Annotated in this window: 21 protein-coding genes; 11 read left to right on the forward strand and 10 right to left on the reverse strand. The window is 64.5% G+C overall.

Annotated features, from left to right (window positions below):
* The first annotated feature begins 10 nt into the window (after nucleotides 1–10).
* Entirely contained in the window at nucleotides 11–754 is a 744-nt protein-coding gene (locus OKW44_RS24865) for a helix-turn-helix transcriptional regulator (RefSeq protein ID WP_018419439.1), read from the forward strand.
* A gap of 66 nt (nucleotides 755–820) precedes the next feature.
* On the opposite strand, the gene OKW44_RS24870 is transcribed toward OKW44_RS24865, so the two are convergent.
* From OKW44_RS24870 to OKW44_RS24880, 3 genes are read right to left on the reverse strand one after another with little or no spacing between them, the layout of a single operon-like run.
* On the reverse strand, nucleotides 821–2,272 hold the full coding sequence (locus tag OKW44_RS24870) for an NAD(P)(+) transhydrogenase (Re/Si-specific) subunit beta (protein WP_018419438.1): 1,452 nt from the start codon (nucleotides 2,270–2,272) through the stop codon (nucleotides 821–823).
* A complete protein-coding gene (locus OKW44_RS24875) occupies nucleotides 2,273–2,599 on the reverse strand; it encodes an NAD(P) transhydrogenase subunit alpha part 2 (protein ID WP_018419437.1) in 327 nt (108 codons plus the stop codon). It abuts the gene before it with no gap.
* 10 nt (nucleotides 2,600–2,609) lie between these two features.
* Nucleotides 2,610–3,752, reverse strand: a complete 1,143-nt coding sequence (locus OKW44_RS24880; protein WP_018419436.1) for a Re/Si-specific NAD(P)(+) transhydrogenase subunit alpha — start codon at nucleotides 3,750–3,752, stop codon at nucleotides 2,610–2,612.
* Between the two features lie 285 nt (nucleotides 3,753–4,037).
* Here OKW44_RS24880 and OKW44_RS24885 point away from each other — a divergent pair, with 285 nt between their 5' ends.
* The 8 genes from OKW44_RS24885 to OKW44_RS24920 all read left to right on the forward strand — a co-directional run bounded on the left by OKW44_RS24885 (nucleotide 4,038) and on the right by OKW44_RS24920 (nucleotide 13,310).
* Nucleotides 4,038–4,517, forward strand: a complete 480-nt coding sequence (locus OKW44_RS24885) for an NUDIX hydrolase (protein ID WP_018419435.1) — start codon at nucleotides 4,038–4,040, stop codon at nucleotides 4,515–4,517.
* Nucleotides 4,518–4,575: 58 nt separating this feature from the next.
* Complete coding sequence (gene mnmA / locus OKW44_RS24890) at nucleotides 4,576–5,829, forward strand: tRNA 2-thiouridine(34) synthase MnmA (protein WP_026225604.1); 1,254 nt, start codon at nucleotides 4,576–4,578, stop codon at nucleotides 5,827–5,829.
* A gap of 261 nt (nucleotides 5,830–6,090) precedes the next feature.
* Nucleotides 6,091–7,701 (forward strand): FMN-binding glutamate synthase family protein, encoded by a 1,611-nt coding sequence (locus OKW44_RS24895; protein WP_018419433.1) that lies wholly within the window; start codon nucleotides 6,091–6,093, stop codon nucleotides 7,699–7,701.
* 181 nt (nucleotides 7,702–7,882) lie between these two features.
* Nucleotides 7,883–8,890 carry a glycine--tRNA ligase subunit alpha gene (glyQ, locus tag OKW44_RS24900; RefSeq protein WP_084754037.1) on the forward strand — a complete coding sequence of 336 codons (1,008 nt, stop codon included), beginning with the start codon at nucleotides 7,883–7,885 and terminating at the stop codon, nucleotides 8,888–8,890.
* Nucleotides 8,891–8,905: 15 nt separating this feature from the next.
* Nucleotides 8,906–11,005, forward strand: a complete 2,100-nt coding sequence (gene glyS, locus OKW44_RS24905) for a glycine--tRNA ligase subunit beta (protein WP_018419431.1) — start codon at nucleotides 8,906–8,908, stop codon at nucleotides 11,003–11,005.
* A gap of 10 nt (nucleotides 11,006–11,015) precedes the next feature.
* A complete protein-coding gene (gene gmhB, locus OKW44_RS24910; protein ID WP_018419430.1) occupies nucleotides 11,016–11,570 on the forward strand; it encodes a D-glycero-beta-D-manno-heptose 1,7-bisphosphate 7-phosphatase in 555 nt (184 codons plus the stop codon).
* Between the two features lie 39 nt (nucleotides 11,571–11,609).
* Entirely contained in the window at nucleotides 11,610–12,368 is a 759-nt protein-coding gene (locus tag OKW44_RS24915) for a lysophospholipid acyltransferase family protein (protein ID WP_018419429.1), read from the forward strand.
* Between the two features lie 48 nt (nucleotides 12,369–12,416).
* Entirely contained in the window at nucleotides 12,417–13,310 is an 894-nt protein-coding gene (locus OKW44_RS24920; protein ID WP_026225603.1) for a M48 family metallopeptidase, read from the forward strand.
* Nucleotides 13,311–13,319: 9 nt separating this feature from the next.
* On the opposite strand, the gene OKW44_RS24925 is transcribed toward OKW44_RS24920, so the two are convergent.
* From OKW44_RS24925 to OKW44_RS24945, 5 genes are all read right to left on the reverse strand, one after another.
* Complete coding sequence (locus OKW44_RS24925) at nucleotides 13,320–14,069, reverse strand: IclR family transcriptional regulator (RefSeq protein ID WP_026225602.1); 750 nt, start codon at nucleotides 14,067–14,069, stop codon at nucleotides 13,320–13,322.
* Nucleotides 14,070–14,168: 99 nt separating this feature from the next.
* Nucleotides 14,169–14,921, reverse strand: coding sequence for an amino acid ABC transporter ATP-binding protein (locus OKW44_RS24930; protein WP_018419426.1), 753 nt, complete (start codon nucleotides 14,919–14,921; stop codon nucleotides 14,169–14,171).
* On the reverse strand, nucleotides 14,918–15,562 hold the full coding sequence (locus OKW44_RS24935; RefSeq protein WP_018419425.1) for an amino acid ABC transporter permease: 645 nt from the start codon (nucleotides 15,560–15,562) through the stop codon (nucleotides 14,918–14,920). Before OKW44_RS24935 ends, OKW44_RS24930 begins: the two co-directional genes overlap by 4 nt.
* Nucleotides 15,563–15,583: 21 nt before the next feature.
* Nucleotides 15,584–16,300, reverse strand: coding sequence for an amino acid ABC transporter permease (locus OKW44_RS24940; protein WP_018419424.1), 717 nt, complete (start codon nucleotides 16,298–16,300; stop codon nucleotides 15,584–15,586).
* 51 nt (nucleotides 16,301–16,351) lie between these two features.
* Nucleotides 16,352–17,188: an ABC transporter substrate-binding protein gene (locus tag OKW44_RS24945; protein WP_026225601.1), complete on the reverse strand. Its 837-nt coding sequence runs from the start codon at nucleotides 17,186–17,188 to the stop codon at nucleotides 16,352–16,354.
* Between the two features lie 351 nt (nucleotides 17,189–17,539).
* On the opposite strand from OKW44_RS24945, the gene gloA reads away from it, so the two are divergent.
* Both gloA and OKW44_RS24955 read left to right on the forward strand, forming a co-directional pair.
* Nucleotides 17,540–17,935 (forward strand): lactoylglutathione lyase, encoded by a 396-nt coding sequence (gene gloA, locus OKW44_RS24950; protein ID WP_018419422.1) that lies wholly within the window; start codon nucleotides 17,540–17,542, stop codon nucleotides 17,933–17,935.
* A gap of 355 nt (nucleotides 17,936–18,290) precedes the next feature.
* Nucleotides 18,291–19,238, forward strand: a complete 948-nt coding sequence (locus OKW44_RS24955) for a DMT family transporter (RefSeq protein WP_018419421.1) — start codon at nucleotides 18,291–18,293, stop codon at nucleotides 19,236–19,238.
* A 42-nt stretch (nucleotides 19,239–19,280) separates the two neighbouring features.
* On the opposite strand, the gene rsmA is transcribed toward OKW44_RS24955, so the two are convergent.
* Together rsmA and pdxA are read right to left on the reverse strand one after the other, a co-directional pair.
* Nucleotides 19,281–20,123 carry a 16S rRNA (adenine(1518)-N(6)/adenine(1519)-N(6))-dimethyltransferase RsmA gene (gene rsmA, locus OKW44_RS24960; protein ID WP_018419420.1) on the reverse strand — a complete coding sequence of 281 codons (843 nt, stop codon included), beginning with the start codon at nucleotides 20,121–20,123 and terminating at the stop codon, nucleotides 19,281–19,283.
* A 108-nt stretch (nucleotides 20,124–20,231) separates the two neighbouring features.
* Nucleotides 20,232–21,242: a 4-hydroxythreonine-4-phosphate dehydrogenase PdxA gene (gene pdxA / locus OKW44_RS24965; RefSeq protein WP_018419419.1), complete on the reverse strand. Its 1,011-nt coding sequence runs from the start codon at nucleotides 21,240–21,242 to the stop codon at nucleotides 20,232–20,234.
* Between the last annotated feature and the right edge of the window lie 12 nt (nucleotides 21,243–21,254).

Raw genomic sequence — 21,254 nt, forward strand, 5'->3', positions numbered from 1 at the left:
GAAGGCCGCCATGCGGCGCTATCATCGCGGGACCGTCCCCCTCCTCCTCTACCCGACGCCCACGATGACGCGCCGCGCCGACCGCCTGTTCCAGATCGCCGAACTGCTGCGCGGCCGGCGCCTGACCACCGCTCAGCAACTGGCCGACTGGCTGAACATCTCGCCGCGCACGGTCTATCGCGACGTGCGCGATCTGCAATTGTCAGGGGTGCCGATCGAAGGCGAAGCGGGCATCGGTTATCGGCTGTCGCGCTCGGCGAGTCTGCCGCCGCTCACCTTCACCGCCGACGAACTCGCCGCGCTCGCCGCCGGCGCGCGCATGCTCGAATCATGGGGTGGCGCGGGCTTCGCGAGCGGCGCGCGGGGCGCGCTGGCCAAAATCGCATCGGCGATGCCCGCCGACAAGCGCGCGACGCTCGAACGGCTCGCCATCTTCGCGCCGTCGTTTCACATCAAGGGGGATTTTTCGACGCAGCTCGACACGCTGCATCGCGCGATCGATGCGCGCCAGGTGGTGCGCTTCGCGTACACCGACGCGAACGGCGCCGACACCGAGCGCCGCGTCTGGCCGCTCGCGCTCGCGTACTGGGGCGCGCGCTGGACGCTCGGCGCATGGTGCGAGCTGCGTGCTGATTTCCGCAACTTCGGACTGGAGAAGATGCGCGATCTCGAAGTGCTCGAGACGTATCCGGATCAGGAAGGCAAGCGGCTCGCGGATCTGCTGCGGCATCTGAACGCGAAGCCGAACAGATGAAAAGGATCGCGGCAAAGGATCGCGGTGACCCACCGCGATCCTGACGCCTATTTCACCGCTAGCGATCTAGTCGACCGCCTTCACCATATCCTCGATCACCTTCTTCGCGTCGCCGAACACCATCATGGTCTTGTCCATGTAGAACAGGTCGTTGTCGAGCCCGGCGTAGCCCGCCGCCATCGAGCGCTTGTTGACGATCACGGTGCGCGCCTTGTACGCCTCGATGATCGGCATGCCGGCGATCGGCGACTTCGGATCGTTCTTCGCGGCCGGATTCACCACGTCGTTCGCGCCGAGCACGAGCACCACGTCGACCTGGCCGAACTCGCCGTTGATGTCCTCCATCTCGTACACCATGTCGTACGGCACTTCGGCCTCGGCGAGCAGCACGTTCATGTGACCCGGCATGCGGCCGGCCACCGGGTGAATGGCGTACTTCACCTCGATGCCCTTCTCGACCAGCTTGTCGGTCAGCTCCTTCAACGCATGCTGCGCGCGCGCGACGGCCAGCCCGTAGCCCGGCACGATCACGACCGTTTCCGCGTTGCCCATCATGAACGACGCGTCATCGGCCGAACCCGATTTCACCGGACGCTGCTCCGCTGAGCCGCCCGCGGCCGCGCCCGGCTCGTTGCCGAAACCGCCGAGGATCACGTTGAAGAACGAGCGGTTCATCGCGCGGCACATGATGTACGACAGGATCGCACCCGACGACCCCACCAGCGACCCGGCGATGATCAGCATCGGATTGTTCAGCGAAAAGCCGATGCCCGCCGCCGCCCAGCCCGAGTACGAGTTCAGCATCGACACGACGACCGGCATGTCCGCACCGCCGATTGGAATGATGATCAGTACGCCGAGCACGAAGGCGATGATCGTCATGATGATGAACGGCAGCCACGACTGCGTGAGGAAGAAGAGGACGCCGAAGCCGAGCATCGCGAGCGCGAGCATCAGGTTGATCAGATGCTGGCCGCCGTAGACGACCGGTGCACCCTGAAACAGCCGGAACTTGTACTTGCCCGACAGCTTGCCGAACGCGATCACCGAGCCGCTAAAAGTAATCGCGCCGACGAAAGTGCCGATGAACAGTTCGATGCGGTTGCCGTACGGCAGGAAGCCCTCGATCGGCACGTCGGGATCGACGAGGCCGAATGCGGCCGGCTCCGACACCACCCCATACGCGATGCACACGGCCGCGAGACCGATCAGCGAGTGCATCGCCGCGACCAGTTCAGGCATCCTGGTCATCTCGACGCGCGCGGCGACGAACGCGCCGATCGCGCCGCCGATCACGAGCCCGAACAGCAGCAGGCCGAGACCGAGACCGAGATTGGAACCAAGTGCTTCGGCCTGCCGCGAGATCAGCGCAATGGTCGTCAGAATCGCGATCGCCATGCCGACCATGCCGAAGGTATTGCCGACGCGTGCGGTTTTCGGATTCGACAGCCCCTTGAGCGCCTGGATGAAGCAGACCGACGCGACCAGATACAGCAGCGTGACGACGTTAAGGCTCATTTACGTACCCTCCTTGCCGCCAGCCGGTAGTTTCCTGGGTTCCTTCTTCTTGAACATCTCCAGCATTCGCCGTGTGACGAGAAATCCGCCGAACACGTTGACGGCCGCGAGCGCCACCGCGATCGTGCCGAAGAACTTTCCGGCGCTGCCGACGGTGAGACCGGCCGCGAGCATCGCGCCGACGATCACGATCGCCGAGATCGCATTGGTCACCGCCATCAGCGGCGTATGCAACGCTGGTGTGACGTTCCAGACCACGTGATAGCCGACGTAGATCGCCAGCACGAAGATGATCAGATTGATCACCGTGTGATTGATGACTTCCATCTTCGGCCTCCTATGCGTTGCGCGTGACCTGGCCGTCGCGTGCCAGCAGCGTGGCCGCGACGATGTCGTCCGCGAGATCGATGTTCAGCGTGCCTTCCTTGGCAATAATCAGCTTCAGGAAGTCGAGCACGTTGCGCGCGTACAGCGACGACGCGTCGGCGGGCACCATCGCGGCGAGATTCGTATAGCCGACGATCTGCACGCCATAGCGCACCACCACCTGGTCCTCCTCGGTCAGCGGACAATTGCCGCCGCGCCGGCCGTCGACTTCCGCGCCGCGGCCGGCCGCGAGGTCGACGAGCACCGAGCCCGGTTTCATCGCCTGCACGGTTTCGACCGACAGCAGCGTCGGCGCGGGGCGGCCTGGAATCAATGCGGTCGAGATCACCACGTCGGCCTGCTTCGCGCGCTCGTGCACGAGCGCCGACTGGCGCGCGAGCCACGACGGCGGCATCGGCCGTGCATAGCCGCCCACGCCTTGCGCGGCCTCGCGCTCCTCGTCGGTCTCGTAGGGCACGTCGAGGAACTTCGCGCCGAGCGACTCGATCTGCTCCTTGACCGCCGGGCGCACGTCGGACGCCTCCAGCACGGCGCCGAGGCGCTTCGCGGTGGCGATCGCCTGAAGGCCAGCCACGCCCGCGCCGAGAATCAGCACGCGCGCGGCCTTCACGGTGCCGGCCGCGGTCATCAGCATCGGCATGAAGCGTGGATAGAGCGTCGCCGCGAGCAGCACCGCCTTGTAGCCGGCGATGTTCGCCTGCGACGACAGCACGTCGAGGCTTTGCGCGCGCGTGGTGCGCGGCGCGGCTTCGAGCGCGAACGCGGTGACGCCGGCCGCGGCGAGCTTGCCCGCGTTGTCGGCGTTGAACGGATCGAGCATGCCGACGAGCGTCGCGGCGCGCTTGAGCAGCGGCAGTTCGGAATCGGTGGGGGATTGGACTTTGAGGACGAGATCTGCGCCGAATGCAGTGGCGGCATCGACGATTTCCGCGCCCACGGCCGTATAGGCGTCATCGGGAAAGCTCGCGCCGGCGCCGGCGCCGCTCTGGAGCGTGACCCGGTGGCCTTGCGCCACGTATTTCTTGACCGTCTCGGGCGTCGCGGCAACGCGGGTTTCATGCGCGCGCGTCTCGGCTGGCACTCCGATGTGCATCGTTGTTCCTCCTCGACTTCCTGTTTGACGACAGACCTGCCGACGAGGCTCGCCGGCTTGCACATGCAACGGCTAACGCAGGCCCCACTTTAACCGGAAACCGCCACATCACAAATATCGGGGTCGATGCGAATGCGCGGCAGACCGCCAAACTGGTACGGATCGGTCGCGATCGCACCTCGAACACGCTGCGAACCGGCTGCCAGCGGTCACCGGCCGTAGCCCGGCCCAGCGCCCCGCCCGCCGCCCGGCAGTCGGCGCGCATAACCGGTAAAATGCGCACCCATGAAACCGGAAACCTGGCTGCCGCATGTGACCGTCGCGGCGATCGTCGAGCGCGACGGGCGCTTCCTGCTAGTCGAGGAACACACTCCCGCCGGCCTGCGCCTGAACCAGCCCGCCGGCCACCTCGAGGCGGGCGAAACGCTGCTGGAAGCGGTGGTCCGCGAAACGTTCGAGGAAACCGCGCATCCGTTCGTGCCCCAGGCGCTCGTCGGCATGTACATGACCCACTTCGAGCGGCCGGACCGCGCGGGCACCACGTACCTGCGCTTCACCTATTGCGGCGCGGGCGGCGAGCCGGACCCGGCGAGTTCGCTCGATCCCGACATCGTCCGCGCGCTGTGGATGAGCCCCGATGAGTTGCGCGCGTGCCCCGAGCGGCATCGCACCCCGCTCGTGATGCAGTGTATCGACGATTACCTGGCCGGCCGGCGTTTCCCGCTCGACTTCGTCCATACGCATTCGGTTGGGCCGAAGCAATAAGGCCGTCACGAGCGGCCCCATAGATCCGTGCAGTCATGCAGCACCCAGTGAGTACCTTATGAGCAAGCGTAAAGTCGTAGTAGGCATGTCGGGCGGCGTCGATTCGTCGGTCACCGCGTGGCTGCTGAAGGAACAGGGCTACGACGTGGTCGGCCTGTTCATGAAGAACTGGGAAGACGACGACGACAGCGAATACTGCTCGACGCGCCAGGATTGGATCGACGTGGTGTCGGTGGCGGACCTGATCGGCATCGACGTCGAGGCGGTCAACTTCGCGGCCGAGTACAAGGACCGCGTGTTCGCCGAGTTCCTGCGCGAATATTCGGCCGGCCGCACGCCGAACCCGGACGTGCTGTGCAACGCCGAGATCAAGTTCAAGGCCTTCCTCGATCACGCGATGTCGCTCGGCGCGGAAACGATCGCGACCGGCCACTACTCGCGCGTGCGCGAGAACGATGGCCGCTTCGAGCTGCTGAAGGCGCTCGACCATACCAAGGACCAGTCTTATTTCCTGCATCGGCTGAACCAGGCGCAGTTGTCGAAGACGCTGTTCCCGCTCGGCGAGATTCCCAAGACGAGGGTCCGCGAGATCGCCGCGCAGATCGGCCTGCCGAACGCGAAGAAAAAGGATTCGACCGGCATCTGCTTCATCGGCGAGCGGCCGTTCCGCGACTTCCTGAACCGCTATCTGCCGACCAGGCCCGGCCCGATGAAGACCACCGACGGCAAGATCGTCGGCGAGCACATCGGCCTCGCGTTCTATACGTTCGGCCAGCGCAAGGGCATCGGTCTCGGCGGCAGCAAGGACGGCAGCGGCGAGCCCTGGTTCGCCGCCGGCAAGGATATTCCGACGAATACGCTGTACGTCGCGCAGGGACACGACCATCCGTGGCTGCTGTGCCATACGCTGTCGGCAGGCAACACGAGCTGGGTCGCGGGCGAGCCGCCGGCCGACGGCTTCGCGTGCGGCGCGAAGACGCGCTACCGACAGGCCGACGCGGCGTGCACGTTCAACGCCGCGGCGGGAGGCGGTTCGGGCGAAGGCCTCTTCGAACTGACCTTCGACGCCGCGCAATGGGCCGTCACGCCGGGCCAATCGGCGGTGCTGTACGACGGCGACGTGTGCCTCGGCGGCGGCATCATCGAACGCGCGATGACCGGGCAACCGGCCGAACTGCCGCAGGATCAGGCGCCGAAGCAAACCCGCGCGCAGCGTCGCAAGCAGGCGCACAAGCCAAAGCAGCCGCAAGGCCACGCGCAGGACGAGCCGCCAACCCCGCGGCAAAAAGCGGCTCTGCTCGGCGCGCGTTGAGCGATGCATAACGGCGGGCGCGGCGGGTCGTACCACTCCGGCAGGTTCGCGCCGTTCACTAAGTTTCCCCCGCCTGGCGCATTCACACACGCTTCACCTTCGCGTGCAACGCTTGGCTTCCATTCGCAGGCCTTATCTTCGGGCTTCGCCGGTCCGCGTCGCACCTTGACCCGCAACCGCCAGTTTTCCTTCGCGACCGGTACCGCCCGCGCCCCGTGCGGACGATCCCGCCGCAATGATCTTCACTGCACTGGAGTCCCCATGTTTTCTCGACGCTATCTGGCCATGTGGTGCGCAATCGCGCTCACCGCGGCATGTGCCGCGCTCGCCGCGATGCATCGCCTGTCGTGGTTCTGGATCCTCGTGCCGGCCGCGCTCGTCGCGCTCGGCGTGTTCGACCTGAGCCAACAGCGCCATGCGATCCTGCGCAATTACCCGCTGTGGGGCCACCTGCGTTTCATTTTTGAATTCATCCGCCCCGAAATCCGTCAGTATTTCGTCGAAGACGATACAGACGAAAAGCCGTTCTCGCGCGCGCAACGCAGCATCGTCTACCAGCGCGCGAAGAACGATGTCGACAGCCGCCCGTACGGCACGCGGATCGACGTGAAGGCGGTCGCGCACGAATGGATCAGCCACTCGCTCGCGCCGACCACGCTCGACGGTCACGACTTTCGCATCGTCGTCGGCCCCGATCGCGCGCGGCCATATTCGATGTCGATCTTCAACGTGTCGGCGATGAGCTTCGGCTCGCTATCGGCCAATGCGATCATGGCGCTGAACCTCGGCGCGAAGAAGGGCAACTTCGCGCACGACACCGGCGAAGGTTCGATGTCGAAATATCATCGCGAACATGGCGGCGACATCATCTGGGAAATCGCGTCCGGCTATTTTGGATGCCGTAACGACGACGGCACCTTCAACGCCGGGAAGTTCGCGAAGCAGGCCGCCGAACCGCAGGTGAAGATGATCGAGGTGAAGCTGTCGCAAGGCGCGAAGCCCGGTCACGGCGGCGTGCTGCCGGCCGCGAAGATCACGCCCGAAATCGCCGAGACGCGCGGCGTGCCGATGGGCCGCGACTGCATCTCGCCGGCGACGCACTCCGAGTTCTCGACGCCGCGCGAGCTGCTCGAATTCGTCGAGCGGCTGCGCACGCTGTCGGGCGGCAAGCCGACCGGCTTCAAGCTGTGCATCGGGCATCCGTGGGAATTCTTCGGTATCGCGAAGGCGATGCTGGAAACGGGCATTCTGCCGGACTTCATCGTCGTGGACGGCGCGGAAGGCGGCACGGGCGCGGCACCGCTCGAATTCACCGATCACGTCGGCGTGCCGTTGCAGGAGGGGCTGCTGCTCGTGCACAACACGCTGGTCGGCATCGGTCTGCGGCAACGCATCCGCATCGGCGCGAGCGGCAAGATGATCACCGCGTTCGATATCGCGAAGACGCTCGCGATCGGCGCGGACTGGGTCAACGCGGCGCGCGGCTTCATGTTCGCGGTCGGCTGCATCCAGGCGCAGACCTGCCATACCGGCCGCTGTCCGACCGGCGTCGCGACCCAGGATCCGGTGCGCCAGCGCGCGCTGGTGGTGCCGGACAAGGCCGATCGCGTGTTCAACTTCCACCACAACACGCTGCACGCGTTGCAGGAAATCATCCAGGCGGCCGGGCTCCGGCATCCGGCGGAGCTGCGCGCGCATCACATCGTGCGGCGCGTGTCCTCGCATGAGGTGCGGCTGATGTCGGATCTGCTCAAATATCTCGAACCGGACGACCTGCTCAACGGCAACTATCGCTATACCCTGTTCGAGACGTACTGGCCGATCGCGCAAAGCGATTCGTTCTCGCCGAAGGCGGAGCTGGCGGCGAGCTGAACGTGCGCGCGGCCCTTGCCGCGTCGCCTGTCGCCCAAAAATCGCATCGCGGCCCGTCCGACCCCGCAAAACGGGCCGCCCCCCTTCCTTTCCGCTAAAATCTCGGGTTTAGCACTTCGCTCCACGGCCCCGTCGCGCGCTTAGGCGCACGCGGAATGGCCCCATGCCCGAAAGGCACTTCATGCTCACGTTTCAGCAAATCATCCTGACCTTGCAGTCCTACTGGGACAAGCAGGGCTGCGCGTTGCTCCAGCCGATCGACATGGAAGTCGGCGCGGGCACGTCCCACGTCCATACGTTCCTGCGCGCGATCGGCCCCGAGCCGTGGCGCGCCGCCTACGTGCAGCCGTCGCGCCGCCCGAAAGATGGTCGCTACGGCGAGAACCCGAACCGTCTGCAGCACTACTACCAGTATCAGGTGGTGCTCAAGCCCGCGCCGGAAAACATTCTCGACCTGTACCTCGGCTCGCTCGAAGCGCTCGGCTTCGACCTGAAGCAGAACGACGTGCGTTTCGTCGAGGACGACTGGGAAAACCCGACGCTCGGCGCATGGGGGCTGGGCTGGGAAGTGTGGCTGAACGGCATGGAAGTGACGCAGTTCACGTACTTCCAGCAGGTCGGCGGTCTCGACTGCAAGCCGGTGCTCGGCGAAATCACCTACGGGCTCGAGCGCCTCGCGATGTATCTGCAGAAGGTCGAGAACGTCTACGACCTCGTCTGGACCGAGTGGGAAGAACAAGGCCCGAACGGCCCCGAACTGCGCCGCCTGACCTACGGCGACGTGTATCACCAGAACGAGGTCGAGCAGTCCACCTACAACTTCGAGCACGCGAACGTCGATCTGCTGTTCACGTTCTTCAACAGCTACGAAGCGGAAGCGAAGCGCATGATCGATGCGCAGATCGCGCTGCCCGCCTATGAACTCGTGCTGAAGGCCGGCCACACGTTCAACCTGCTCGACGCGCGCGGCGCGATTTCGGTCACGGAACGCGCAGCGTACATCGGCCGGATTCGCGCGCTGTCGCGTGTGGTCGCGCAGGCCTACTACGACTCGCGCGAAAAGCTCGGCTTCCCGATGCTCGGCAATCCGGTGCACGGCGTGCCCGGCCTCACCACCGACGAGCAGGAAGCCGCGATGCCCGCGTGGGCGCCGCCGCTGAAAGTCGAACGCAAGATCGACCAGGACTGACGAGAACTTCAACCAATGACTCAATCTCAACACGCTACCCTGCTCGTCGAGCTGCTGACCGAAGAACTGCCCCCGAAGGCGCTCGCGCGTCTCGGCGACGCCTTCGCCGAAGGTATTGCGCAGCGCCTCGCGGCGCGCGACCTGATCGAAGGCGAGCCGTCGTTCGAACGCTTTGCTACGCCGCGTCGTCTCGCGGTGACGATTCACAACGTGCGCGCGGTCGCGCCGGAAAAACACGTGCGCGAAAAAGTGCTGCCGGTTTCCGTCGCGCTCGATAAAGACGGCCAGCCCACAGCGCCGCTCGCGAAGAAACTCGCCGCGCTCGGCTTCCCCGACTTCACGGTGAACGACCTCGAACGCGCCCAGGACGGTAAAGCCGAAGCGTTCTTCCTGCGCTACGCGGCGCCGGGCGCGACGCTCGCCGACGGCTTGCAGGGCGCGCTCGACGAAACGCTCGCGAAGTTGCCGATTCCGAATCCGATGACGTATCAGCGCCCCGACGGTTCGAGCGTGAAGTTCGTGCGCCCGGTGCATCGTCTGACCGCGCTGCACGGCGAGGAAATCGTGCCGGTCAGCGCACTCGGCATCGACGCCGACGACACCACGCTCGGCCACCGCTTCCTGTCTGAAGGCTTCGTGCAGATCCAGCACGCGCAGTCGTATGCCGAAACGCTCGAACACAGAGGCCGCGTGATCGCGAGCTTCGCGAAGCGCAAGGAATCGATCCGCTCGCAACTGCTCGCACAAGGCGGTGACGACAAGGTCGTGATGCCCGAAGCGCTGCTCGACGAAGTGACGTCGCTGGTCGAATGGCCGGTCGTCTATGAGTGCCGCTTCGAGGACGAATTCCTGCAAGTGCCGCAGGAATGCCTGATCCTGACGATGCAGACGAACCAGAAGTACTTCGCGCTGACCGATGCGAACGGCAAGCTGCGCTCGCGCTTCCTGATCGTGTCGAACATCGAGACGGCGACGCCGGTCGAGATCGTCGAAGGCAATGAGCGCGTGGTGCGTCCGCGTCTCGCCGATGCGAAGTTCTTCTTCACGCAAGACAAGAAGAAGCCGCTCGCGGATCGCGTGCCACTGCTCGCGAACGTCGTTTATCACAACAAGCTCGGCTCGGCGCTGCAACGCGTGGAGCGGCTCGAAGGGCTGGCCGGCGCGATCGCCGCACTGACCGGCGCCAACGTCGCGCTCGCGACGCGCGCCGCGCGCCTCGCGAAGGCCGACCTGATCACCGACATGGTCGGCGAATTCCCCGAGCTGCAAGGCACGATGGGCACGTACTACGCGCGCCACGACGGCGAGCCGGAAGAAGTCGCGCTCGCATGCTCGGAACACTACCAGCCGCGCTTCTCGGGCGACGCCTTGCCCACCACCGCGACCGGCACCGTCGTCGCGCTCGCCGACAAGCTCGAAACGCTGGTCGGCATCTGGGGCATCGGCCTGCAGCCCACCGGCGAGAAAGACCCGTTCGCGCTGCGCCGTCATGCGCTCGGCGTGCTGCGCATTCTGGTCGAGAGGCAGCTGAACGTCGACTTCGTCGAGCTGCTGCGCATCGCTTATGCGCAATTCGCCGGTGTGCCGAGCGTTGCCGATTCGACCGACGCGATCTACGAATTCAGCATGGACCGCCTGCGCGGCCTGCTGCGCGAACGCGGCTACGCGGCCGGCGAAATCGACGCGGTGCTCGCGCTGAACCCGACGCGGCTCGACGACCTCGTCGCGCGCCTCGACGCGGTGCGCGAATTCGCGTCGCTCGCCGAAGCGGCGTCGCTCGCGGCGGCCAACAAGCGTATCTCGAACATCCTGAAGAAGTCGGAAGGCGTGACGAATGGCGGCGTGCAGCCCGGCTTGCTCACCGAGGCAGCGGAGAAGGCGCTCAACGCGCAGCTCGAACAGGTCACCCCGCGCGTGCAATCGCAACTGGCCGTGCGCGACTACACCGGCGCGCTCACGGCGCTGGCCGCGCTGCGCGAGCCGGTGGACACGTTCTTCAACGACGTGATGGTCAACGCCGAAGACCCCGCGTTACGCGCGAATCGTCTGGCTCTGCTAGGCGCGCTGCATCAGCAGATGAACTGCGTCGCCGATATTTCCCGACTCGCCGCCTGAGCACCGCGCCATGCCGATCAAGAAAGTGGTGATCCTCGACCGCGACGGTGTGATCAACGTCGACTCCGACGCGTTCATCAAGTCGCCGGACGAATGGGTCGCGCTGCCCGGCTCGCTGGAAGCGATCGCACGCCTGAACCAGGCGGGCTATCGCGTCGTGATCGCGACGAACCAGTCGGGCATCGGCCGCGGTCTGTTCGACATGGATGCGTTGAACGCGATGCATCTGAAGATGCACCGGATGGCGGCAGCGGTCGGCGCGCGCATCGAAGCGGTGTTCTTCTGCCCGCACACGGCGGAAGATCACTGCGATTGCCGCAAGCCGAAGCCCGGCATGCTGAAGATGATCACCGAGCGATTCGAAATCGATCCGGCGCATACGCCGACAGTCGGCGATTCTCTGCGCGATCTGCAGGCGGGCGCGGCGCTCGGTCACCCGGTGCATCTGGTGCTGACCGGCAAGGGCCGCAAGACTCTCGCCGCGGGCGGCTTGCCCGAAGGCACGATCGTGCACGACGACTTGCGCGCGTTCGCGCTCGACTTTCTCGCCGACGCTCAGGAGTAAACGCGCACCGCGCGCTCCTAACCCTCACCGACCACGCCGATGCGCTTTATCCGTTCCCTGCTGCTGCTGATTTATTTCGTTGTGGTCACGGTGCCGTACGCGACCGCATGCTTCATCGCGTTTCCGTTCCTGCCCGCGGAAAACCGCTACTGGATGGCGGCCGGCTGGTGTCGTCTGACGCTGTGGACGGTGCGCTACCTGAACGGCATCCGCTACCGTATCGAAGGTTTCGAGAACCTGCCCAACGGCCCGGCCGTGCTGCTGTCGAAGCATCAGTCGGCGTGGGAAACGCTCGCATTTCCGGCGATCATGCCGCGCCCGCTGTGCTACGTGTTCAAGCGCGAGCTCTTGTATGTGCCGTTCTTCGGCTGGGCGCTCGGCATGCTGAAGATGGTTCACATCAACCGCAAGGCAGGCAAATACGCGTTCGTATCGGTCACGAACCAGGGCAAGGCCCGCATGGCCGAAGGCGCATGGGTCATCATGTTTCCGGAAGGCACGCGCACGCCGACCGGCAAGCAGGGCAAGTACAAGACCGGCGGCGCGCGCTTCGCGATCGCGACCGGTGCCCCCGTCGTGCCGATCGCGCACAACGCGGGCCGCGTGTGGCCGCGCAACTCGTTTCTTAAATATCCGGGTATAGTCACGGTGTCGATTGGCAAGCCGATCGACACGACGGGGCTCACGCCCGACGAAGTGAACACGCGCGTCGAGCAGTGGATCGAAGCCGAGATGCGCCGCATCGATCCGACTGCCTACAGCGCGGCGGCTAACGATTCCGCCGCCGCTCCCATCTGACGCGCCACGCCCTCGAAGTCCGAAGGCGTATTGCGCGAAGCGAAGCCGATGCAGAAGTCTCCCACGCCGCAGCCCGCCGCGGCGCTCGAAAACCGGCAGCTCGATCTCCCGCTCTTCGCCGAGCCGGGGTCGACGTCGTCGTCTCCTTCACCTTCCGCGCCGGGTTCATTGGGCTCAGCGCCGGCCCTGCCGCCCGCCGCACCGCTCGCGCCGGACGGCAGCAAGCTACGTCGTCTCATCATCGGCTCACGCACGCTGCATTACGCGCTCAAGCGTTCCGCGCGCCGCTCGATCGGCTTTGCGATCGACAGCACCGGCCTCACGATCACCGCGCCGCGCTGGGTCACGCTCGCCGATATCGAAACCGCGATCACCGAAAAACAGCGTTGGATTTTTACGAAGCTGATCGAATGGCAAACGCGCGTCGAGCAGCGTGCATTGCCGAAGATCGACTGGAAAGACGGCACCGAAGTGCCCTACCTCGGTCAGCCGGTGCGCGTGACGCTCGGCGCGCCGCAAGGCGTGCTCGCGTTCAGCGCCGAACATGGGTCGCTGCAATTGCCGCTGCCGTTGCAAGCCGACCCGCAGCAGATCAAGGATCGCGTGCAGGGCTGGCTGCAAGGAGAGGCGAAGCGGCTGTTCGGCGAGCGTCTGGCGATCTACGCGCAGAAGCTCGGCGTCAACTATCGCGCGTATGCGTTGTCTTCGGCGGCGACGCGCTGGGGGAGTTGTTCGAGCGACGGCAAAATCCGCCTGAACTGGCGGCTCATCCACTTTCCGCTGTCGATCATCGACTACGTCGTCGCGCACGAGCTGTCGCATCTGCGCGAGATGAATCACAGTCCGCGCTTCTGGCAGACGGTCGAATCGATTTTTCCGGAATTCCGCGAGGCGCGGCAGACACTGAAGTCGCATCCGCCGGAGCTGTTGCCGACGCTTTGAGGCCGGGCGCTATCTATGCGAGAGCGCTTTCGCGGACTGCAACAGATCGGCGAGCATCACGCCGCGCCTGTCCGGGCTCGTGTCGCGGCCGGTCATGAAACACAGCGCCGCAATAGGCAGTCCCGCACGGTCGCGAATCGGCGCTGCCATACAAAGCCTGAACGCATTCGAGAGTCCTTCGGTGCAGCAGTAGCCTCGTTCTTTTGCGGCCTGCACGTCGTTCAGGAATTCGTCGAATTCGATATTCACCCCGTTGTCGAGGATGAAATCTTCGGCCGGAATGAGCGCGCGAATCTCGTCGGCATTCAGGTGACCTAGCAGCAGACGTCCCGTGGCGGTCCACGGAATCGGCACTCTCACGCCGATGTCCGAACTGATGTTGAATGGCCGGGCACTGTTCTCGGACAACACGACCGTGTACTTGTTGCCTTCCAGCATGCACAGCTGCGTGGTCTCGTCGTACTTCCGCACCAATGCCAGAATGGATTGATGCGCGCGGCTGATCAGATCGTTGTGCGTTGCATAGTCGGACCCGTAGTAGTGCATCTCGCGCCCGAAGAACACGCTCCCATCCGCGGCCGTCTCGAGCCAGCCCACTTCCGCGAGAATCGCGACCAGCTCGTAAATGCTCGAACGCGGTGCGCCGGTCGCCTCGATTAATTCGCGCATGGTCAGCGGGCGTTGGGCGACGTGCAATTGCCGGAACATCGCGATGACGCGATCCACGCCTCTCGCCCGAGACGATTCTGTTACAGCCATGCGTTCACTCCGTAAAGCGTTCATCCGACCGGTTGTCTTTCAAGCGACGGGAGTTTATCGCGCGCTGACCCGCGAAAGCGACTTTCAGGCCGCGACAGGTCAATGGTCGAGAACTCTGTGCAGAAACTGCCGCGTGCGATCGTTCGCGGGATTGACGAAGATCTGTTCCGGATCGCCCTGCTCGGCGATGACGCCCTTGTCCATGAAGACGACGCGGTCGGCGGTCTTGCGGGCAAAGCCCATTTCATGCGTAACGACGACCATCGTCATGCCGTCGCGCGCGAGCCCACGCATCACCTCGGTGACCTCGCCGACCAGCTCCGGATCCAGCGCGGACGTCGCCTCGTCGAAGAACATGATGCCGGGCTCGACCGCGAGCGCTCGCGCAATCGCCACGCGTTGCTGCTGACCGCCCGACAACTGGCTTGGATAGTGTTCCGCGCGGTCCGCGAGCCCGACACGGTCGAGTGTGTCCATGGCGCGCTTGCGCGCGTCGTCCGGACTCATGCGGCGTGCCTTGATAAGCGCGAGCGTGACATTGCCGAGCGCGGTCTTGTGAGGAAACAGATTGAACTGCTGGAAGACCATGCCGACATGGCCGCGAATCTCTCGCGCTCGGCGCGGATCATGCATGGGCACATCGTTGACCCAGACCTCGCCGGAATCGGTGGTCTCCAATCCCGCCATGATTCGCAAGACCGTGCTCTTACCCGAGCCGGATGCGCCAATGAGCACCAGCACCTCGCCCGAGCGAACCTGGAGATTGATTTCGTTCAACACCCGAGTCGAACCGAATGCTTTGCTGACGCCCGTCAGTGAAATGATGGGTCTGGTTTGGCTTTGGTTACTCACGACAATCTCCTGCGGTCATGGTGGCGCACCCATTGCGAGAGCGGGAAGCACACGGCGAAGTAAATGAGTGCGACGAGTCCGTAGATTTCCACGGGCTTTCCGACCCGGTCGACGATGGCCTGGCCACCATGCATCAACTCGGACATTCCGATCATGCTGACGATCGACGTGTCCTTGATGAGCGACAGATACTGACCGACGAGAGGCGGCAACACGATCTTTCCCGTCTGAGGCAGCACGACGAACGAGAACGACTGAGCCCGCGTGAGGCCGAGGATCTGAGATACCTCCCATTGACCTTTGGGTACCGCCTCGATCCCTGAGCGGAAGATTTCGGCGATGTAGGCGCCCTGATAGATGCTCAAGCCGATGACGCCGGCTGCGAAGACGTCGATCGCGTAACCGAAGTACGACACGCCGAAATAGATGAACATCAGCGTGATGAGTACCGGCGTGCCGCGAAACAGCTCCGTATAGAGTCTGGCAATGCGGGCTGTGCCCCACGGTCCGAACGACCGCAAGACCGCGGCGAAAAGACCGATCAGCGTGCTGCCCACGATGGACGCAATGGAAAGCAACAGCGTCGTCACCAGACCCTGCAGCAGGATGGAGAAACTGGTTTTCAGCAATTCGACTGACATGATCCAACTCCAATCCGGGAATCAGGCCCGTTTCGTCCGGCGCATGAAGCCGGTCCCGAAACCGGTGCGCGCCGGCATGACGAGGGGAGGATGGAAGATCCGCGCTCCGAGCTGGCCCGCAAGCCAGGACAGTACGTTACTGAGCACGAGATACGCGACGAGCGTCACGCTGAACGTCTGAAGGTAGAGAAGCGTCCGCGAGTTGATCACGGTCGCAGTGCCGGTCAACTCCGGCAACGCAATGGCGGATAGCAGCGACGTACCGAGCAGCAACTGGATCAGGTAGTTGACGATGGCCGGATAGACCGCGCGCGTCGCCTGCGGTAGCACGACCTCGACGAAGATCTGCGCGCGTTCGAGACCGAGAATGCCGGCGGCCTCGAGTTGTCCGCGCGGCACCGACTGTATGCCGGCGCGGAACACTTCCGATAGGTAAGCACCGACGTTGACGCCGAGCGCAATGACGCCCGCCCAGTATGCGTCGAGCGAAATACCCGCCGACGGCAGACCGAAGAAAACGATGAAAATCTGCAAGAGAACAGGCGTGTTGCGGATGATTTCAACGTAGCCGCGAGCAATCAACCGAAATGGCGCGAGCGGAGAAACGCTGGCAAGCGCGGTCAACAAGCCGAGGACTAGCGCCAGTACGAATGCCAGCACGGTGACTTGCAACGTCAGCCAGCTCGCGCTCAAAAACTCGGGCACGTAGCCCCACAGAGTGAGCCACTCGTAACTCATCTCACCCTCCGCATCGTTCGGGTTTCATTAGATATCGGCATCTCGCGCTCCTCAAAACTGCGGATTGAGCGGGTAGCGCGGATCGGTGCCGAACCACTTGTTGTAGAGCTGCGCGTTGAGCTTCGACGCATTGACGTTGAAGAGGAACAGATTCAGATAGTTGAGCCATTCCTGATCGCCGGCCTTGACACCGAACGCGTTGTATTCGAGCGGGACCAGCGCTTCGTTCGTGACGGCAAGTTCAGGATCGAGCTTGGCCTGATACGCGAGAAAGTTGTTGTCCTCGATCATCGCGTCGGCCTGCCCCTGCTTGACGGCGAGAATCGCGGCCTGCGAGCTGTCGTATTCCTGGATCTTGATCGGGATATTCAGCGAGCGCACTTCGTCGCCATTGGTCGAGCCCTTGACCGTCGCAATCGTGCGACCGCCCATGTCCTTGATCGACTGAACGCCACTATTTTTTCTGACCAGCAGTGCTTCGCTGGCAACCACGTAGGGGGTCGTGAATTCGATTACTTTCGCGCGCTCCAGATTACGCGTGAAGTTGCAGAACACGACATCCACTTTGCTGGTCTGCAGATTCGGAATCCGGTTCGCGCTCGTCGTATTCACGACCTCGAGCTTCACGCCCATCTGCTTCGCGAGTTCCTTCGCGAGGTCCACGTCATAGCCGTCTGGTTGGCCGTCCTTGTTATAGAACCCGAACGGCGCGAACGTCAGGCAGTCGCCGACGCGCAGCGTGCCTCGCTGCAGCACGGCCTGAAGCGTCGAGGGGGATGCCGCTGCGCTCTGCCCTGGCGTGGCAACCTTGGTGCAGCCAGAAATTGCGAGCAATCCAGCAACAGCGAACAGGAAGGCGGCTTGGGCGCCTCGTTTGGCAAGCTTCATGGCAGGGTCCTAAGCGGAGAAGAGTGGTCCGGAGCGGACGAATCGGCTTCAGCGCCTGTCTGCACGCTCAACGAATCGCCGGGTCACGCATCGATTGTCCGATATATCAGACTGATATCTGACAAACCGGATTGATGCTGAGTGTTGGACGCTAATATCAAACCGGCAACCGCACACAAACCCTTATTGCCTATACTTTTTTGTTCAAATAGGTCCGATCGAATTCCACGAGGCGCATCGAGTCCGGTGTGGGCCGGGCGGGCGGCGCGGCTTCGGGCTCACGCTATACGGCAATCATTTACAATTGCCGCAGGTCGATGCATTTATCGACAAACTATCAAAGGAGTCCTCATGCGAATCTTGCATACCATGCTTCGAGTCGGTGATCTGGATGCATCGATCCGGTTCTACACCGAAGTTCTAGGAATGCGCCTGCTTCGAAAGAACGACTACCCGGACGGGAAGTTCACCCTCGCATTCGTCGGTTACGAGGACGAATCCGAAGGCGCAGCGATCGAACTGACGTACAACTGGGACACGAGCAAGTACGACCTCGGAACCGGCTACGGTCACATCGCCCTCGAAGTCGACGACGCCTATGCGGCATGCGAGGAAGTGAAGAAACGCGGCGGTGTCGTTACACGCGAAGCGGGGCCCATGAAACACGGCACGACTGTCATCGCCTTCGTCGCCGATCCGGACGGGTACAAGATCGAGCTGATACAGAAGAAGGGGCGAGTCGACTGACGTCCGGTGGCGGGCACGAGTCGCGCTGTCAGCCAGAACGATGAAAACACAGCCCGGCTTCACGTTGCACCCGGCGAATTGACGCCGGGCGAATTCGCCCGGCAATCTTGCCTCGTGCCGACGCCATCAATAAACGCCGACGACTGACGCTCGGCGTTGCCCGCAAGAAAATCAGGCAACTCAGACGCATCAACGACCGGCATCCGAGCGCGCCCACCGAAATCCCTACGGCTCGGCGCGCGCTCGCAGAAGACAGGGCTTCGGCTCGCGCAGGCAGGTTTGCTATCGTATGGCCTTCGCCGCGCACCGGACCGACCGGCTCGCCGTGCACTCTCCACCTCTTCACTGCACCGCTATGAGCACGACCACCGCCCTGCCCGCGCGCCGCGCCCCGGATAGCTTCGCGATCCTGTTGATGATCGGCCTGTGCGCAATCTGGGGGCTGCAGCAAGTCGCGATCAAGACCACCAATGCGGCGGTGCCGCCAGTCTTTCAGGCGGGGCTGCGCTCGACGATCGCGGCGCTGCTCGTGTGGGCATGGGCACGCTCGCGCGGCACACCGCTCTTTCGCGATGACGGCACGCTCGGCGCGGGCCTGCTCGCGGGCGTGCTTTTCGCGGCCGAGTTCGTCTGCATCTTTCTCGGCCTGACGCTGACGAGCGCGTCGCGCATGGCGGTCTTTCTGTACACGGCGCCGTGTTTCACGGCACTCGGCCTGCACTGGTTCGTCGATGGCGAACGCATGCGGCGCATCCAGTGGCTCGGCATCGTCGTCGCGTTCGGGGGGATGGCGCTCGCGTTCGCGGACGGCTTCCTGCACACGGACGCGGGCACGGCTGCAAGCGCGGCCCACGGCTCGACGCTCGCGGGCGCGGCCGGCGATGCGCTCGGCGTGCTCGGCGGCATCGCGTGGGCCGCGACCACGGTGGTCGTGCGCGGCTCGCGGCTCGCGCGGACGAGCGCGAGCAAGACGCTGTTCTATCAGCTGACTGTGTCGGCGGTGGTGCTGCTCGCGCTGGCGCTGGGGCTCGGCGAGGTGCGCGTGGAAAGCGTGACGCCGCTCGCGCTCGCGAGCCTCGCGTATCAAGCCGTGATCGTCGCGTTCGTCAGCTATCTGTTGTGGTTCTGGCTGTTGACGCGTTACATCGCGTCGAGGCTGTCGGTGTTTTCGTTTCTGACGCCGCTGTTCGGCGTCACCTTCGGCGTGCTGCTGCTCGGCGAGTCGTTCAGCGCGCGCTTTCTGATCGCCGCGCTGCTGGTGCTGAGCGGCATCGCGCTCGTCAACGCACCGGCGAAACGGTAAGCGGGCTCGACGGCGGCGCCCCGCCGCCGTCGAGCGTCGAGTCTATTCCGGCGCAGCGGCCGAGCGCGCCGCCACCGCTTGCGCCACTCTCACGTATTCGGCTACCGGCACGTCCTCCGCGCGGCGTTGCAGATCGAAGCCGAGCGCGTCGAAATCGACGGTGTCGCGCAGCGCGGCAAGCGTGTTGCGCAACATCTTGCGACGCTGCGAGAACGCCGCAGTGACCACCCCGCCGAGCACGCTTTCGTCGACCACCGGCAGTTCGTGCCGCTCGTACGGAATCATCCGCACGATCGCCGAATCTACCTTCGGCGGCGGCTGGAACGACTCGGGCGGCACGTCGAGCTGCTTGTCGATCACATAGCGGTACTGCAGCATCACCGACAGGCGACTGAACGCCTTCGTGCCCGGCTCCGCCACCATCCGCTCCACCACCTCGTTCTGCAGCATGAAGTGCTGATCGATCACGCGCTCCGCGAACGCCGCCAGATGAAACAGCAGCGGGCTCGAAATGTTGTACGGCAGATTGCCGACGATGCGCAGCGACGCCTTGTCGCCCGGTGCCGCGAGCGAGCCGAAGTCGAACTCGAGCGCGTCGCCCGCGTGCAGTTCGAGCAGGTTGCCGAACTTCGTTTTCAGACGGCCGATCAGATCGCGGTCGAGTTCGACCGCGTGCAGCGGCGTCTCGGGCGTCGCGAGCCGCTCGATCAGCGGCTCGGTCAGCGCGCCGAGGCCCGGACCGATTTCGACCATGCGCTCGCCGCGCTGCGGCCGGATCACGTCGACGATCGAATCGATCACGCCCATGTCGACCAGAAAGTTCTGACCGAAACGCTTGCGCGCGAGATGGCCCTGGTGCCGGCCTTGCTGTCTGCTGGTGGACATCGGAGCAACGCTAGAAAGGAAACTGCTTGAGAATGAAAGACGTACCGGTGGAAACACGTCGCCGCGCGGCGCGTCACGCGCGCCGCATCCGCTCACATCAACCGCCCGTCAGCCCGCGCGACGATGCTGCGCCATCGACACCGCCGTGTCGACGGCGGCCATCAGGCTCCCCGCGTCGGCGCGGCCGGTGCCGGCCAGATCGAGCGCGGTGCCGTGATCGACCGACGTGCGGATGATCGGCAGGCCGAGCGTCACGTTGATCCCTTCGCCGAACGTCGCGAATTTCAGCACCGGCAGGCCCTGGTCGTGGAACATCGCGAGCACGCAGTCGGCTTCGTCGAGATAACGCGGCTGGAACAACGTGTCGGCCGGATACGGACCGCGCGCGTCGACGCCCTCGCTGTTCACCTGCTGCAACGCCGGGGTGATCACGTCGATTTCCTCGCGGCCCAGATAGCCGTTTTCGCCAGCGTGCGGATTGAGCCCCGTCACGAGGATGCGCGGCGCGGGCAAACCGAAGTGGTGACGCAGGTCGTGATCGATGATGCGCAGCGTCGCGACGAGGCTTTCGATCGTCAAAGCCGCCGACACGTCCTTCAATGGCAGATGCGTGGTCGCAAGCGCGACGCGGAGCGGCCGCTTGCCGGTGCCCGCGAGCATCATCACGACGCGCGGCGTATGGGTGCGCTCGGCCAGATATTCGGTGTGGCCGGTGAACGGCACACCCGCGTCGTTGATCGTGCTTTTTTGCAGCGGCGCGGTGACGATCGCGTCGAACCTGCCGGCCACCGCGCCGTCGATCGCCGCATCGAGCAGATCGAGCACATAGCGGCCGTTCGCGGCGTCGAGCTTGCCTGCCTGCGCTGGTGCGTCAAGCGAGTGATGTTCGAGCCGCACGCGCGGGCCCTGCGCGAGCAGCGCGGCCCAATCGACGCCGACCGCGCGCGCCCGCTCAGCGAGCAGTTGCGCATCACCGAGCACGGTGAATTGCGCCTGCGGCCAGTGCGCCGCCGCGCCGGCCAGCGCCTGCGCGGTCAGCTCGGGACCGACGCCGGCGGGCTCGCCGGTCGTGATCGCGATCTGCAGCGGGCGGTGGGGGGGCTGGGCAGCGCTGGTCATCGCATTGGCTCT

The organism is Paraburkholderia lebeckiae, assembly GCF_050436325.1.
GTDB classification, from domain to species: Bacteria; Pseudomonadota; Gammaproteobacteria; order Burkholderiales; family Burkholderiaceae; genus Paraburkholderia; species Paraburkholderia tuberum.